Origin of the sequence: Streptomyces sp. NPDC005799 (assembly GCF_040630525.1) — a bacterium.
In the GTDB taxonomy this organism is placed as follows: Bacteria; Actinomycetota; Actinomycetes; order Streptomycetales; family Streptomycetaceae; genus Streptomyces; species Streptomyces griseorubiginosus_B.
Genome location: NZ_JBEXXQ010000044.1, coordinates 74198 through 88580, shown reverse-complemented (window position 1 = coordinate 88580; position 14383 = coordinate 74198). Strand labels below are relative to the sequence as shown.

Sequence of the window (14383 nt, the reverse complement as noted above, 5' to 3'; positions counted from 1 at the left end):
GTCGGGGGTGCTGGTGGCCCCCTTACCACCCCGCCCCGCAATCGAAGTTCACCTGTGGGCCGGGTTCACCGCCCTGCTGGCCGTTGGCACGGTCGCTTTCGCCCGGGGCCACCGGGCTGCTGTCGCGTGTCAGGCCGTGGGGTTCGGCAGCCAGAGGTCGGGGCCGAAGACCTCGTACCGGATGCGCCGTGCCGGGACACCGGCGCCCAGCAGCTGGGCACGGGCGTCGCGCATGAAGGGCAGCGGACCGCACAGGAACACCGTTGCGTCGGAGGGGAGTTCGACGCCGCTCAGGTCCATGAGCCCCGTACGGGCCGCGGGTTCCTCCGGTCCTGGGCGCTCGTACCAGAAGTCGGCCCGCGCGCCCGGTAGTTGGGCGACCAGGTCCCGGGTCTCGGTGCGCAGGGTGTGGTCGGCGGGGGAGCGGTCGGCGTGCAGGACCAGTACCGGGCGGGTGGCGCCGACGGATTCGAGGTGGGCCAGGATGCCCGCCATCGGGGTGCAGCCGATACCGGCCGAGACCAGGACCAGGGGGCCCGCGGCATCGGCCTTCTCGTCGAGGAAGACGTCCCCGAACGGTGCGGACAGGGTGAGTTCGTCGCCCTCGTGGACCTGCTCGTGCAGGAGGCCGGAGACCTCGCCGGCGGGCTCCTCCGCCGTGCCGGCGACCCGCTTCACCGTGATCCGGCGCAGTTCCCTGCCCGGGTCGCTGGACAGGCTGTACTGGCGCAGCTGGTGCACCCCGTCGGGCATCCGCACCCGGACGCTCACGTACTGCCCCGCCCGTGCCCGCGGCGCCCGTCGGCCGTCCGCCGGGCGGAGCAGGAAGGACACCGTGTCCGGGGTCTCGGTGCGGCGCTCGACGACCGTCCACTGCCGCCAGATCCGGCCCGGCTCGACTCCGGCGTCCTGGTAGAGACGGGCCTCGCGGCCGATCAGCGCCCCGGCCATCAGCCAATACACCTCGTCCCACGCCGCCGCGACCTCGGGCGTGACCGCGTCGCCGAGTACCTCGGCCATCGCCCCGAACAGGTACTTGTGCACGATCGTGTACTGGTCGTCGGTGACCCCCACGGCTGCGTGCTTGTGCGCGATCCGCGACAGCAGGGCGTCGGGGCGTACGTCCGGATGCTCCAGCAGCGCGGTCGCGAATCCGGCGATCGACCCGGCGAGCGCCCGCCGCTGGGTGCCTCCGGCCTGGTTGCCGCGGTTGAACATCCCGTCGAGGAGTTCGGGGCGGTCCCGGAACATCGCGCCGTAGAAACGTGTCGTGATCTCGTCGAGCGCCTCGCCGACGGCGGGCAGCGTGGCACGTACCACGGTGGCGGATTCTGCGGACAGCATGGAGCCTCCCGGACAGGGCGGAGGGGTGAGGGAGTTCGCCGCGTCGAAGGCGCGGTGACCATCTGTGTAGCAGGCATCCGCCGGACCTTCGTGCCTGTTCACGGCCCCCGGGGCCGAATGGGGACGCATGGCCCCATCGATCGGGCCGCACCGGCCCAACGGAACGCCTCGGTCAAGGGCCGTACGGCGGCACCGGTTTGTCCCGTCGGACCTCCCCTCCCCGCGGCCGGTCACAGCTTGAGCGTGAACCAGGTGGTCTTGCCCTCGTCGGTGGGCCGTACCCCCCAGTCGTCGGCGAGTGCCCGGACCAGCAGCAGGCCCCGTCCGGACTCCTCGTCGTCGGCGGCCAGCCGGGGCTGGGGGAGGTGCGGGCTGTGGTCGCTGACCTCGACGGTGAGGTCGGTGTCGGTACGGCGCAGGTGCAGGCCGATGGGGCCGACGGCGTGCTGGACCGCGTTGGTGAGGGTCTCTGACAGCAGCAGGACCGCGTCGTCCGTGGCCGGGGCACAGTCCCAGGCCTCGAGGGCCTTGTGCAGGAAGGCGCGCGCTTCGGGCACCGACGACGGTATGGCGGGCAGGTCGGCGCTGATGGACGCCAGCGGGGCGGCGGGCAGCTGGGCCAGCAGCAGGGTGACGTCGTCGTTGTGGCTGTCCGCGTCGGGCAGGAGGCTCGCCAGCACCCGGTCGGCCACGGCCTCCAGACCGGGGGCCTCGGCGAAGGACCGGCCCAGAACGGTGGTGAGTTCCTCGATCCGGACCTCGATGTCGCTGCCGGGGGTCTCGATGAGTCCGTCGGTGTAGAGGACGAGGGTCGCGCCGGGCGGGATGGCCGTGCAGGACTGCTGGTAGAGGACGCCGCCGACGCCGAGCGGCGCGTTGACGGGAGAGTCGAGGTTGCTGACGCCCTCGCCGGGCAGGGCGACCAGGGTGGGCAGGTGGCCGGCCGAGCACACGGTCACCGTCCCGGCGTCCGGGGCGATCACCAGATAGCAGCACGTGACCAGTTGGTCGGGGACGTCGAGGTCGGTCACACAGGTGTCCAGGGCCTGCATCAGCTGGCGCGGCTGCATCCCGGTCTTGGCGAGGGCGTGGGCGGCCGAGCGCAACTGGCCCATCACGGCGGCCGCTTCCAGGCCGCGGCCCATCACGTCGCCCATGAGCACGCCGACCCGGTCGGCGCCCAGCGGGATCAGGTCGAACCAGTCGCCGCCCACACCGGCGCCCTGGGTGGCGGGCCGGTAGCGGCTCGCCGTGGCCAGGCCCGGGATGGCGGACGGGGCGCCCATGAGGCTGCGCTGCAGGGTCAGGGCGATGTGCCGCTGCTGCTCGTAGAGCGCGGTGAGTTCGGCCTCCGCGCGCTTGCGGTCGCTGATGTCCCGCACGATGGCGCAGGCGCCCACGACCGTGCCGTCGGTGTCGCGGGTGGGCCAGAGCGTGACGTCGACGTCCAGCAGGCCGCCGGTGTTGGTCAACCGCAGCGTCTCGAAGTGCTCGACCTTCTCCCCGTGCCGCAGCCGCTTGAGCAGCGAGCTGACCTCTTCCCGCAGCTCCGGCGGGGCGAGCAGCGACACGTGCCGGCCGATGGCGTCCTCGGCGGTGTAGCCGTACAGGCTCTGGGCGGCGGCGTTCCAGTAGGTGATGTATCCGTCGAGGGTCTTGGCGAGGATGGCGTCCTGCGAGGACTCGACGAGCGCGGCCAGTTCGTTGATGCGTGCCTCGGCGGCCTTGCGGTCGCTGACGTCCCGTACGGCGGCCGACACCAGGAGTCCGTCGGTCGTCTCCAGCGGGCTGAGGCTGATCTCGACGGGGAACTCGGTGCCGTCCTTGCGCAGTCCGTGCAGGTCCAGGCCGGCGCCCATCGGGCGGACCTGGCGGTTGGCGGTGTAGCCGTGGCGGTGCCTGGTGTGCTGGTCGTGGAAGCGGTGCGGCATCAGCAACTCGACGGGGCGGCCGAGCAGTTCCTCGCGCCGGTAGCCGAAGAGGGCCTCGGTCTGGGCGTTGACCAGCCGGATGGTCCCGGTGTCGTCGACGATCACCATGGCGTCCGGGGCCGCCTCCAGAAGCCCCCTGAACCGTTCCTCGGCGGCCCCCGTCCCGCTGTCCCGGAGTTCCGCACCGCACCGGCAGCCGTCCCACTCGGCCACTCCAGCGGCAGTGGTCGTCCCGATTCCTGCGAACTCATCCATGTCAACCCCCAGTTCACCGCGCGGTGGGTCGGGCCATCCCAGCGCACCCACCCCGGCCCCGTCACCGGATGTCCCCTACTGTCCGCGCACTGACCGAACCTGTCCGTCACCGCCTTCCGGCTGGGCCGACACCGCCGTATACCGCCCGAATCGACAGCACACGCGATGGCGCCTGGCGCGCGAGGGGCGTATGCGCGGTCTCCCTGCCCGGCGGCCGCGCGCACGCGTGGGGTCGCCGCTCGCCGGCGGACCCGGTGCCCGTCGCCCAGGCGACCGGTCACCGGGTTGGAGGTGCCCGCCGCCGCATGCGCGCCAGGACCGGCGTCGCGCGAAGGTCCTTGGTGAGCGAGGGGGCGTGTGCGCCTGGTGCATTGCTGGGCGAGCGGGCATGCGTGCGGGGGCGATCTCCGAGCGGGGGGTGAAGGCACACGTCGCCGTGCGGGGCCCGGACCGGCGTCGCGTCAAGGTGCCTGGTGGGCGAGGGGGCGTGTGCGCGGGGTTGCTTGCCGGGGGGATCGGCTACACGCGTGCTGGTGGCTCTCGCGAGCCGGCCCGGTGGGCGGTTGTCGGCGGGCTCATGTGGTCGGGGGCGGCATCGTGCGGACTCTGCCCGCTGTGCGAGTGGTGCTGCGGGCAGCCGGGGCGCTTCCGTTCGGACGGGCGTGGCGTCGGGTTGCCTCTTGGGCGAGCTGGTACCGCGTCCCCGCATCGATGAGAGTCCACTGGAACCTTGCCGTGGACCGTTCGGCCCATGCCGGGGCCGTGGTCGTGGCCGAGCCTGAAGGTGTCACGCGACGGATGCGGACGCGCGACGTCAGTCCTCGGGAGGACGCCATGACCGGCACTCCGTATCTCGTGAGCGATGTGATGACCGCTACCGTCGTCGCCCTGCGTCGCCAGGCGCCCTTCAAGGAGATCGTCAGGACCCTGCGGCGCTGGAGGGTAAGCGCCATGCCGGTGCTGGAGGAGGGGGGCCGCGTGGTCGGAGTCGTCTCCGAGGCGGACCTGCTGCCCAAAGAGGAGTTCCGCGACGGCGACCCCGGCCGCTACACCCAACTGCGTCGGCTGACCGACCTGGTGAAGGCCGGCGCAGTGACCGCCGGGGACCTGATGAGCAGCCCGCCCGTCACCGTGTCGGCCTCCGCCACCCTCGCCCAGGCCGCCCGGATCATGGCGCTGCACAAGGTGACGCGACTGCCCGTCGTCGACGATGACGGCGCGCTGCGCGGCATCGTCAGCCGTTCCGACCTGCTCACGGTCTTCCTGCGGGACGACGAGGACATCGCCGAGGAGGTCCGCCGGGACGTCGTCGCCGCGTTGTTCCCCGAAGCGGCCGAACCGATCGACGTCGCGGTCCGGGACGGGGTCGTGCGGATCACCGGACGGGTCACCGACACCACCCTGGTCCCCGTCACCACCCGGCTGGCACGTGCCGTCGAGGGCGTCGTGGACGTGGACTGCGCCCTGCTGGGCCCACGCCGGCGCCCCGACCTCGACCCCGATCTGCCGGACACCGCCTCTACCGCGCGGCCACCGGGAGCCGGCGGCGTGGGCTGAGGCGGCACCGAACAGGCGGGAGTCCCGGGGACGTTGGGCGCCAGGGCCGACCGGGCCCAGGATGGGCTCGGTCGGCCCACGCGCGCCGCGCCGCCGGGCGGGACGCTGGAAGCGGCGAAGAAGAAGAGGAGGAGGGAGACATGACTGGCATGATCGAGCGGCTGCCGGGCTGGCCGGCGTTCCCCGACCTGTTCGGATGGGTCGAGTCCGGCTTCCCGGGGGCGCACACGGTCCCCGGTCTGCACGGCATCCGGATCGAGGAGCACCTGGCGGACGAGAAGTACGTGCTGCGGGCAGAACTCCCGGGCATCGACCCCGCCAAGGACGTCGAGATCACCGTCACGGAAGGCGTTCTGACCCTGCGGGCCGAGCGCAGTGAGGAGACGACACAGAAGCACCGCACGGAGTTCCGCTACGGCACCTTCGCCCGCTCCGTCCGCCTGCCGGCCGGGGCAGCGGGTGACGAGGCCACCGCCGAGTACAAGGACGGTGTCCTGACCGTCACGATCCCGGTGCCCGAGATCAAGACGGGCACCAAGACCATCCCCGTGCGGCAGGGCTGAGTACGACGCCGTACACGGCCTGACCAAGAAGTGCGCGGTCGGTACGCCGGCCGCGCACACGCATGTCCGCCGGCCGGCGGACAACGGGTCCAGCCGGGCCGTACGCGGGCCGGTCGGGGTGTTGTCGGGGGCTGGTCGGCCCCGTGCGGGGTGCGGGCCGCCGGTCGACGCTGGGGGTCGTAGCGCGGATCCGGATGAGGGAGGGCTGTCATGAACGGTTGCGGTCCGGTCGTGGTGGGAGTCGACGGCACGGCGGCGGGGCTGGCCGCCGTGGAGGCCGCGGCTTGGGAGGCCGACCGGCGCGGTGCGGCGCTGCAACTCGCGCACGCGCTGACGTGGGTCTCGCCGGACGTGCCGGCCGGTGTGGCGCCCTGGGACCCGGATGGTGCCGGTGCCCGGGACCGGGTCAACCGGGCCTTCTCGGACGCCGAGGGCCGGGCCCGCCGGGTCGCGCCCCACCTGGTGATCACGCGCGAGGTCCTGGTCGGCGCGCCGGACGCCGTTCTGGGGTCCGAGTCGCGCGCCGCCTGCCTCGCCGTGGTGGGCGCCCACCGGATCGACGGAGCACGCGGCCGTCTGCACGGCTCGGTCGCCGGCCGGCTGACCGCCCGGGCGGTCAGCCCGGTGCTGGTCGTCGGCGGCAGGCACACGCGGACCGGTCCCGTCGTCCTGGCGGCGGACGAGTCGCCCGGGGCCGGGCAAGCCGCCGAGTTCGCCTTCGCCGAGGCCTCCGGGCGAGGCACCGACCTGGTGGTGCTGCATGCTAGGCGCAGCGGTCGTACGACGGCCGACGCGCTGTCCGCACTGCGCGAGAAGTATCCGCACGTCACCGTGCGCACCCCCGCGGTCCGCGGCCGTCATCACCGTGCGCTGGTCGAGGCGAGCGTCGACGCCCAGCTCGTCGTGGTCGGCGTGCGGCGCGGCGGTACGACGGCCGTACTGCCGGGATCCGAAGGCCGGTCCATCCTGCGCGACGCGCACTGCCCTGTCGCCCTGGTGCCCGCCGCCGGCCGCTGATCGACGCGAGGGACCGCTTGACCCTCCCCTCCGCCGCGATGGAGTGAGACCGTTTAGGTGGGTCCCTTTAGGTGGGTCCGTCCCATTGCGCCCGTAAGGGGGTGTGCCCGATGCGGAAGCTCCGCCGGGGGAAGGTCCTGGGATGGCGCTGGCGCCGCAACCCCCTGCGCCGGCCGAGTGACGTGGTCGAGGCGTGGATCGTGCTGGTCGCCTGGACGGTCGCGATCGTGGGGGCGGTCGTCGCGGGGGTGATCGGCTCACAGATCGCGCATCGAGCGGTGGCACACGACCGGGCGGGACGCCTGCCCGTGTCCGCCGTGCTGGTGAAGGCGGTACCCGGCGGCCGGGACCTGGTCACCGGGTTCAAGTACGACCGGGTCCGGGCCACGGTCCGCTGGACCGACGCGAAGGGAATCACGCACACGGGCGTGACGGACGTGAAGACCACCGTGAAACCGGGCAGCGCGCTGACCGCGTGGACGGACGGCCGGGGTCGGCTGGTGGCCGCACCCATGAACTCCGCCGAGGCGACGAGCCGCGTGCTCATGGCCGCCACCGGAGCCGCCCTGGCCGCCGGGCTGACGGTGCTGGGAGCCGGATGCCTGGTACGGCTGCGTGTGCAGCGGCGCGCCACCGAGCGGTGGGGCGCCGAGTGGGAGCGCGTCGGCCGCCAGTGGGGACACACCACGGGCTGAGGCTCATGGGGGTCTCGCTCTTCGGTACCGGGTGGCTTCCGGTACGGGGTCGCTTTCCGTACAGGGTCGCTTTCCGCACGCGCGGGACCCATGGCCCCTGACCGCCCCCCGCGCTCGAGCCCACGATGACACCGTCAGACCGGACCCACGGAGGGAACAGTGTCATGACCGCCCAGCACGTGGCCGTCGGAGTCGACGGCTCGCTCATCGCCGTACGAGCCCTCGACCTGGCCGCCGAGGAGGCGGTCCGGCGCGGCGCGACCCTGCGTGTGGTGTACGCCGTGTCGGACCGCGACGAAGCCGCGCCGATCCTCGCCGCGGCCGCCGAACGGATCCACGACCGTCACCCCGGGCTGCCCTTCGAGACCGAGGCCGCCGAGGACGACCCGGTCCGCGCCCTGGCCCGTGAGAGCGCCGGCGCGGCCCTCACCGTCGTCGGCACCCGGGGTCTCGGCACGGTCGGCGGCACTCTGTTCGGCTCCGTCAGCCTGCGGCTGGCCGCGCACACGCACGGGCCGCTGATGATCGTCCGCGGCGACCACCCCTGCGGCGACGACCGGGCGGTGCTGCTCGGGCTGGAGAGCGACGCCGACACGGAAGCGGCCGCCCACGCCTTCGAGGAGGCGGAGCGGCGCGCGGTGCGGCTGTGCGTCCTGCACGCCCCGGCGCACCGGCACGCCACCCCCGAACTGCCCTCGCTGATCCCCGCGACCAGCCCCGGCCAGCGCCGGCAGGCCCAGGAGGAGCGGGCGGAGGAGGCCGTGTCGCGGTTCGGTATCGCCCGGCTGCGGCAGGCACACCCGGCGGTCACCGTCGACACGGGGACGGTGCGCACCGGACCGGCCCGCGCGCTGCTGGAGGCCACCCGTGAGTGCGCGGTCGTCGTCATCGGCCGCCACCGGCACCTCGGCCCGGTGGCGCACACCCTGCTGCACCGCTCGCACTGCCCGGTGGTGCTGGTCCCGGGCACCGATTGACCGTATCTCCTAGGCCGGATGGGCCGCTCGGCCCTGTTGGGTACCCAGCGGGCGGGAGAGGGTGAGGTGGTGCGGACCGGCAAGCACCTCCGATCCGAATCCGATCCGGAAGGGAACCCCCTGATGTCCGTCGACACGCAGCAGGCGTCCGCTCGGCTCACCGACGAGGAGCTGAGGACGCTGGACGCCCACTGGCGCGCCGCGAACTACCTGTCCGTCGGCCAGATCTATCTGATGGCCAATCCGCTGCTGACCGAGCCGCTGCGGCCCGAGCACGTCAAGCCGCGGCTGCTGGGCCACTGGGGTACGTCTCCGGGCCTGAACCTGGTGCACACGCACCTCAACCGCGTCATCAAGGCCCGTGACCTGAACGCCCTGTGCATCTGGGGCCCCGGCCACGGCGGACCCGCCGTACTGGCCAACGCCTGGCTGGAGGGCTCGTACTCCGAGACCTATCCGGACGTGTCGCGGGACGCCCAGGGCATGGGGCGGCTGTTCAAGCAGTTCTCGTTCCCGGGCGGGGTGCCCAGTCATGTCGCGCCCGAGACGCCCGGGTCCATCCACGAGGGCGGCGAGCTCGGCTACTCGCTGTCCCACGCCTACGGCGCCGCGCTCGACAACCCCGACCTGGTCGTCGCCTGCGTCATCGGTGACGGTGAGGCGGAGACCGGCCCGCTGGCGGCCTCCTGGCACTCCGACAAGTTCCTCGACCCCGTCCACGACGGCGCGGTCCTGCCGATCCTGCACCTCAACGGCTACAAGATCGCCAACCCGACGGTGCTCGCCCGCCTCCCCGAGGCCGAACTCGACGAACTGCTGCGCGGCTACGGCCACGACCCGATCCACGTCACCGGCGACGACCCGGCCGCCGTGCACCGGGCCATGGCCGAGGCCATGGACACCGCGCTGGACCGCATCGCCGCCTTCCAGCGGGCCGCCCGCGAGGACGGCGCGACCGAGCGTCCCCGCTGGCCGATGATCGTCCTGCGCACCCCGAAGGGCTGGACCGGCCCGGCCGAGGTCGACGGGCTGCCCGTGGAGGGCACCTGGCGTGCCCACCAGGTGCCGATGGCCGCCGTACGCGACAACCCCGACCACCTGAGGCAGTTGGAGGACTGGCTGCGCTCCTACCGCCCGGAGGAACTCTTCGACGAGCACGGGGCGCCCCGCCAGGACGTCCTGGCCTGCGTCCCCGACGGCACCCGCCGTCTCGGGGCCACCCCGCACGCCAACGGCGGACTGCTCTTGCGTGAACTCCCGCTGCCCGAACTGGAGAAGTACGCCGTGTCCGTCGACAAGCCGGGCGTGAGCGTGCACGAACCCACCAGGGTGCTGGGCGAGTTGCTCGAAGACGTGATGCGATCCACCGCCGACCGCCGGGACTTCCGTCTCGTCGGCCCGGACGAGACCGCCTCCAACCGGCTTCAGGCCGTCTACGAGGCCAGCGGCAAGGCCTGGCAGGCCGGGACCCTCCCGGTGGACGAACACCTCGACCGGCACGGCAGGGTGATGGAGATCCTTTCCGAACACACCTGTCAGGGTTGGCTGGAGGGCTATCTGCTGACCGGCCGGCACGGGCTGTTCTCCTGCTACGAGGCGTTCGTGCACATCGTCGACTCCATGGTCAACCAGCACATCAAGTGGCTGCGCACCACCCGTCGGCTGCCCTGGCGCGCCCCCATCGCCTCCCTCAACTACCTGCTGACCTCGCACGTGTGGCGCCAGGACCACAACGGCTTCTCCCACCAGGACCCCGGCTTCGTCGACCACATCCTCAACAAGAGTCCCGAGGTCGTCCGGGTCTACCTGCCGCCGGACGCCAACACCCTGCTTTCCGTGGCCGATCACGCGCTGCGCAGCAAGGACTACGTCAACGTGATCGTGGCCGGCAAGCAGCCCTGCTTCGACTGGCTGAGCATGGAGCAGGCCCGCGCGCACTGCGCCCGCGGCGCCGGGATCTGGGACTGGGCCGGCACCGAGAACGGCACCCGCGAGCCGGACGTGGTGCTCGCCTGCGCCGGTGACGTACCGACCCAGGAGGTGCTGGCCGCCGCCCAGTTGCTGCGCCGGCATCTGCCGGAGCTGGCGGTGCGCGTGGTCAACGTCGTCGACATCGCGCGGCTGCTGCCCACCGAGGAACACCCGCACGGGATGAACGACTTCGAGTACGACGGCCTGTTCACCGCCGACAAGCCGGTCATCTTCGCGTATCACGGCTACCCCTGGCTGATCCACCGGCTCGCCTACCGCCGCACCGGCCACCGCAATCTGCATGTGCGCGGCTACAAGGAGATCGGCACCACGACCACCCCGTTCGACATGGTGGTCCGCAACGATCTCGACCGCTACCGCCTGGTCATGGACGTCATCGACCGCGTGCCGGGCCTGGCGGTGCGCGCCGCGTCGGTACGGCAGCGCATGGAGGACGCCCGGCTGCGCCACCACGACTGGATCCGGGTCCACGGCACCGACCTGCCGGAGGTCGCGGACTGGGCCTGGGACGGCTGAGCCGGAGCGACGCGAGCCAGGTGCCCCGCCCGGCGGGGGAGGCGCACCTGGCTCGACTCGACCATGCCGGAGGTGTGTTCACCTCCACGGGGCCGCAAGCGTGGGCAGCGTCCGTTCAAGGCGGGACGGCTCCGTCATGTGGCCCAGGCGGTGCGGATAGCGGACCCTGAGCACTGCTGCCGCCAGAGTCGCGGCGGCCAGGACGGCGCTGCCCAGCAGCAGGGGGCCGGCGTACCCGGTACCGAGCAGTGGCCGGGAGATCAGGGGGCCGATGATCTGCCCGGTTCCGTAACCCGCCGTCAACAGTGCGACCGCTCGTGGCACTTGGAGGTGTTCACCGACGGCGAGTGCCAGGGAGGTGATGCCCACGAATGTGCCGCCGAAGGCAGCCGCCGCGACGAGCGCGCTGACGCTGCCGGGAACGAGCGCGGTGAGGGCGATGCCCGCGGCCTGGAGGAGCAGGGCGGATGCCAGCAGGGTGGGACGACTACGCCGCCGGGCCAGGGCCGTCCACAGTGCCGAACCAGGGATCGCGGCCAGTCCGACGACGACCCACGCACCCGCGCCGACCCAGCCCGGGGCGTCCTGAGTGACCGAGGCGACGAGGAAGGTGCCGGCGATGATGTAGCCGATGCCTTCGAGGGTGTAGCTGAGCGCCAGTGCGGTGAACCACCGGCGTGTGCGGATACGGGTCTTCACCGCGGCGGCCGTATGCGGGGCCGGTGGGGCCGGTGGGGAGAGTTTCCAGGACGCCGCGGTGAGCAGCAGAGTGAGCACGGCCGCGGTCCACCACGCCGTACGCCAGGTCGCGACATCGCGGACGGCCAGGACCAGCAGTCCGGAGAGCATGATGCCGGCCCCGATCCCGCCGAAGCCCCAGCCGATCAGGTGCGGGGCCGATCGGCGCAGTCCGGACAGGAGCGCTCCGACCGCGTGGACGAAGGCGAGGGCGCTGGCGAATCCGGCGACGAGGCGCAGCCCCGACCAGAGCGTGACGTCCTGGGTGAGCGGCATCAGGGCGAGAGAAGCAGCCATCGCGATCATCGAGGCGCGCATCACCGGGCGCGAGCGGACCAGCCGGGGTGCGAAGCTGCCGGTCAGCGCGCCGACCAGGTAGCCGACGTAGTTGGCGGTCGCCAAGTTGGCCCCGCCGGCGGCCGAGAGGTGGGCCTGGTCGTGCATCAGCGGCAGGATCGGGGTGTAGACGAAACGCCCGACGCCGTTGCTCGCGGCCAGCGCTGCGGCTCCCTGGGCCACTGTGATCCAGGGGGAGGCTCCGACGTGCCGGCGTTCGGCCGGCGCTCGTTCGAGGGTGAGAGTCACGGAAGGGACCTTTTCTGGGATTGGCGGCACGGTGCGGCCGGATCAGGCGGCGGCATCTTCGGCGCCAGGTCCGCGGCGGCAACGCCACGGAAGACCCTTCGCGGCCCATGGGCGGCCTCAGCAGGGGTGAAAGCTGGTGTGGGGCATTCGGGCCGCGGCGCGACGGATGAGCGGGGTGCATGGTGCCGCCCGCAGACCACGGGGTGCTCGGGCGGACGCCCACTCCGATGGACGACTGGCGCGCCCTCCTGCGGGGGAGGGCGCGGGTGGCCGCGGGCCGGGCCGCCCGGGCCAGGGCCTGTTGCGAAAGTCCCGTCGTCCGCCCGGAGGGCGGGCCCTGCGGCGTCATGGGGGTCCCCCGCGCGAGTTTGTTCGAGCGTGGGGGAGCGTGCTCTCGGCGTGCCGGGTGCGAGCCCTCGTACTGGATGTACTCGGGGTTGTGCCCGGTGCGGCGAGTGGGGGTGCCCCCTCCGGGGGAGCGTGCCGGGCGTCGCGGGGCACGCGGGACCTTCGCAACAGGCCCAAGTCTCAGCGGGCTCGGGTGGCGTCGACGCCTTCGACGATGAACACGTGGTAGTTCGCACCGGCCTGACGGTGGGGCAGCGCCGCCTGGTAGGCCGGGCTGTCGTACCAGGCCCGTGCGTCCTCGGCGCCCGGGAAGCGGTGGATGAGCACGCCGTCGGACACCGTGCCCTCCAGCGTTTCGATCGCCCCGTATCCGACGACGGGTGTCACCTTGTGCCCGGCCCGGGCCGCCCGGGCCGAGCCGGCGTGGAGAGCCGGCCCGGTCGGGTCCGTCACGCGTTCGCGCAGCATGACGACGTAGGCGCTCATCAGCCGGCCTTGGTCACCAGCTCGATCACGGCGTCGGCTGCGGGGGCCGAGGAGGCCGGGTTCTGGCCGGTGATCAGCAGACCGTCCGTCAGGACGTAGGGGTGCCAGTCGTCGGTCTTGGAGTAGAGGCCGCCGAGCTTGGTGAGCTCGTCCTCGACCAGGAAGGGGACGATGTCGGTGAGCTGGACGGCCTCCTCCTCGGAGTTGGCGAAGCCGGTGACCTTCTTGCCCGCGACCAGCGGGGTGCCGTCCTCGTTGACGGTGTGCCGCAGCACGCCGGGCGCGTGGCACACCAGTCCCACCGGCTTGCCGGAGCGGAGGGTGGTCTCGATCAGACGGGCGGAGACGGTGTCCTCGGCCAGGTCCCACAGCGGTCCGTGCCCGCCGGGGTAGAAGACGGTGTCGAAGTCGCCCGCCGAGACGGAGTCGAGGCGCACGGTGTTCGCCAGTGCCGCGGTCGCCTCCGCGTCGGCCTCGAAGCGCCGGGTGTCGTCGGTCTGGAAGCCGGGCTCGTTGCTCTTGGGGTCCAGCGGCGGCCGGCCGCCCTTCGGCGAGGCGAGGGTGGTCTCCCAGCCGGCCTCCTTGAAGCGGTAGTAGGGCGCCGCCAGCTCCTCCAGCCAGAACCCGGTCTTGACGCCTGTGTCCCCCAGCTCGTCGTGCGAGGTGAGAACGATCAGAACCTTCATGACATACTCCCTGATTGAGTAGACCAGTCTACTATTTGAGTTCGAGAGGGTCCCATGACCGGACCGGTCATGGGAGTGCGGGCGTCTACAGGTGCAGAAGCCCACGAGTCACCGCCGTGACGGTGTCGAGCGGGGCCAGGCTGCGATGGATCTTGGCCATGACGCTGGCGCCGAGCCACATGTCGTACAGGGCCTGTGCGACCTCGCGGGCCTCGCCGTCGACCGAGAGGGAACCGTCCTCCAGGCCTTCGGTGATGGTCCGCTCGATGCGGTCGACGACCGCGCTCGTTCCTTCCTTCAGGGCCAGGCGCATCGCCTCGGACAGGTCCGCCACCTCGGCGCCGAGTTTCACTGCCAGGCACTTGCCCTGGCACTCGTCGAGGCTCTGTGTCTCCCGCCACTGGTGCCAGTAGGTCATCAGCCGTTCGGCCGCCGACTGGCCGGAGTGGGCGAGAACACGGTCCATGTCCGTGAGGTAGTCCGCGAAATAGCTCTTCAGGATCGCTTCACCGAAGGCGTCCTTCGAGGCGAAGTAGTGATAGAAGGAGCCCTTCGGTACGCCGGCCTCCGCGAGCACCTCGTTGATGCCGACGGCCGAATAGCCCTTGTGGGCCATGATCCGTTGGGCGGTGTCGAGGATGACTCGACGGGTGTCCTGGGTGCGCGTGGTGACCGGCATGTGGTGAACCGTAG

12 protein-coding genes are annotated in these 14383 nt (G+C 72.2%); 6 read left to right on the top strand and 6 right to left on the bottom strand.

The genetic code is table 11. The features are described from left to right. Window positions 1–129 precede the first annotated feature (129 nt). Together ABZ453_RS35335 and ABZ453_RS35330 are read right to left on the bottom strand one after the other, a co-directional pair. Complete coding sequence (locus ABZ453_RS35335; RefSeq protein WP_359021571.1) at window positions 130–1344, bottom strand: globin domain-containing protein; 1215 nt, start codon at window positions 1342–1344, stop codon at window positions 130–132. Window positions 1345–1574: 230 nt separating this feature from the next. Further along, window positions 1575–3530 carry a PAS domain S-box protein gene (locus ABZ453_RS35330; RefSeq protein WP_359021568.1) on the bottom strand — a complete coding sequence of 652 codons (1956 nt, stop codon included), beginning with the start codon at window positions 3528–3530 and terminating at the stop codon, window positions 1575–1577. Window positions 3531–4364: 834 nt separating this feature from the next. Here ABZ453_RS35330 and ABZ453_RS35325 point away from each other — a divergent pair. From ABZ453_RS35325 to ABZ453_RS35300, 6 genes are all read left to right on the top strand, one after another. After that, a complete protein-coding gene (locus ABZ453_RS35325) occupies window positions 4365–5087 on the top strand; it encodes a CBS domain-containing protein (RefSeq protein WP_359021566.1) in 723 nt (240 codons plus the stop codon). Window positions 5088–5227: 140 nt separating this feature from the next. After that, window positions 5228–5650, top strand: coding sequence for an Hsp20/alpha crystallin family protein (locus tag ABZ453_RS35320; protein ID WP_359021564.1), 423 nt, complete (start codon window positions 5228–5230; stop codon window positions 5648–5650). Window positions 5651–5860: 210 nt separating this feature from the next. After that, window positions 5861–6667 carry a universal stress protein gene (locus tag ABZ453_RS35315; RefSeq protein ID WP_359021562.1) on the top strand — a complete coding sequence of 269 codons (807 nt, stop codon included), beginning with the start codon at window positions 5861–5863 and terminating at the stop codon, window positions 6665–6667. A 110-nt stretch (window positions 6668–6777) separates the two neighbouring features. After that, entirely contained in the window at window positions 6778–7362 is a 585-nt protein-coding gene (locus tag ABZ453_RS35310; protein WP_359021560.1) for a hypothetical protein, read from the top strand. Between the two features lie 164 nt (window positions 7363–7526). Further along, window positions 7527–8339 carry a universal stress protein gene (locus tag ABZ453_RS35305; RefSeq protein ID WP_359021558.1) on the top strand — a complete coding sequence of 271 codons (813 nt, stop codon included), beginning with the start codon at window positions 7527–7529 and terminating at the stop codon, window positions 8337–8339. Window positions 8340–8462: 123 nt separating this feature from the next. Next, complete coding sequence (locus ABZ453_RS35300; RefSeq protein WP_359021556.1) at window positions 8463–10847, top strand: phosphoketolase family protein; 2385 nt, start codon at window positions 8463–8465, stop codon at window positions 10845–10847. A 78-nt stretch (window positions 10848–10925) separates the two neighbouring features. Here the strand turns inward: ABZ453_RS35300 and ABZ453_RS35295 are convergent, their stop codons facing one another. The 4 genes from ABZ453_RS35295 to ABZ453_RS35280 form a co-directional block, all read right to left on the bottom strand. Then, window positions 10926–12170, bottom strand: coding sequence for a YbfB/YjiJ family MFS transporter (locus ABZ453_RS35295; RefSeq protein ID WP_359021554.1), 1245 nt, complete (start codon window positions 12168–12170; stop codon window positions 10926–10928). Between the two features lie 528 nt (window positions 12171–12698). Further along, on the bottom strand, window positions 12699–13004 hold the full coding sequence (locus ABZ453_RS35290) for a DUF1330 domain-containing protein (protein ID WP_359021552.1): 306 nt from the start codon (window positions 13002–13004) through the stop codon (window positions 12699–12701). After that, on the bottom strand, window positions 13004–13690 hold the full coding sequence (locus ABZ453_RS35285) for a type 1 glutamine amidotransferase domain-containing protein (protein ID WP_359021550.1): 687 nt from the start codon (window positions 13688–13690) through the stop codon (window positions 13004–13006). Before ABZ453_RS35285 ends, ABZ453_RS35290 begins: the two co-directional genes overlap by 1 nt. Before the next feature lie 85 nt (window positions 13691–13775). After that, window positions 13776–14369 carry a TetR/AcrR family transcriptional regulator gene (locus ABZ453_RS35280; protein ID WP_359021548.1) on the bottom strand — a complete coding sequence of 198 codons (594 nt, stop codon included), beginning with the start codon at window positions 14367–14369 and terminating at the stop codon, window positions 13776–13778. Window positions 14370–14383 lie beyond the last annotated feature (14 nt).

Coding starts and splice junctions, on each gene's coding strand:
- ABZ453_RS35325 (WP_359021566.1), top strand. CDS start 4,365: ATGACCGGCACTCCGTATCTCGTGAGCGATGTGATGACCGCTACCGTC.
- ABZ453_RS35305 (WP_359021558.1), top strand. CDS start 7,527: ATGACCGCCCAGCACGTGGCCGTCGGAGTCGACGGCTCGCTCATCGCC.
- ABZ453_RS35315 (WP_359021562.1), top strand. CDS start 5,861: ATGAACGGTTGCGGTCCGGTCGTGGTGGGAGTCGACGGCACGGCGGCG.
- ABZ453_RS35320 (WP_359021564.1), top strand. CDS start 5,228: ATGACTGGCATGATCGAGCGGCTGCCGGGCTGGCCGGCGTTCCCCGAC.
- ABZ453_RS35330 (WP_359021568.1), bottom strand. CDS start 3,530: ATGGATGAGTTCGCAGGAATCGGGACGACCACTGCCGCTGGAGTGGCC.
- ABZ453_RS35310 (WP_359021560.1), top strand. CDS start 6,778: ATGCGGAAGCTCCGCCGGGGGAAGGTCCTGGGATGGCGCTGGCGCCGC.
- ABZ453_RS35335 (WP_359021571.1), bottom strand. CDS start 1,344: ATGCTGTCCGCAGAATCCGCCACCGTGGTACGTGCCACGCTGCCCGCC.
- ABZ453_RS35285 (WP_359021550.1), bottom strand. CDS start 13,690: ATGAAGGTTCTGATCGTTCTCACCTCGCACGACGAGCTGGGGGACACA.
- ABZ453_RS35280 (WP_359021548.1), bottom strand. CDS start 14,369: ATGCCGGTCACCACGCGCACCCAGGACACCCGTCGAGTCATCCTCGAC.
- ABZ453_RS35290 (WP_359021552.1), bottom strand. CDS start 13,004: ATGAGCGCCTACGTCGTCATGCTGCGCGAACGCGTGACGGACCCGACC.
- ABZ453_RS35300 (WP_359021556.1), top strand. CDS start 8,463: ATGTCCGTCGACACGCAGCAGGCGTCCGCTCGGCTCACCGACGAGGAG.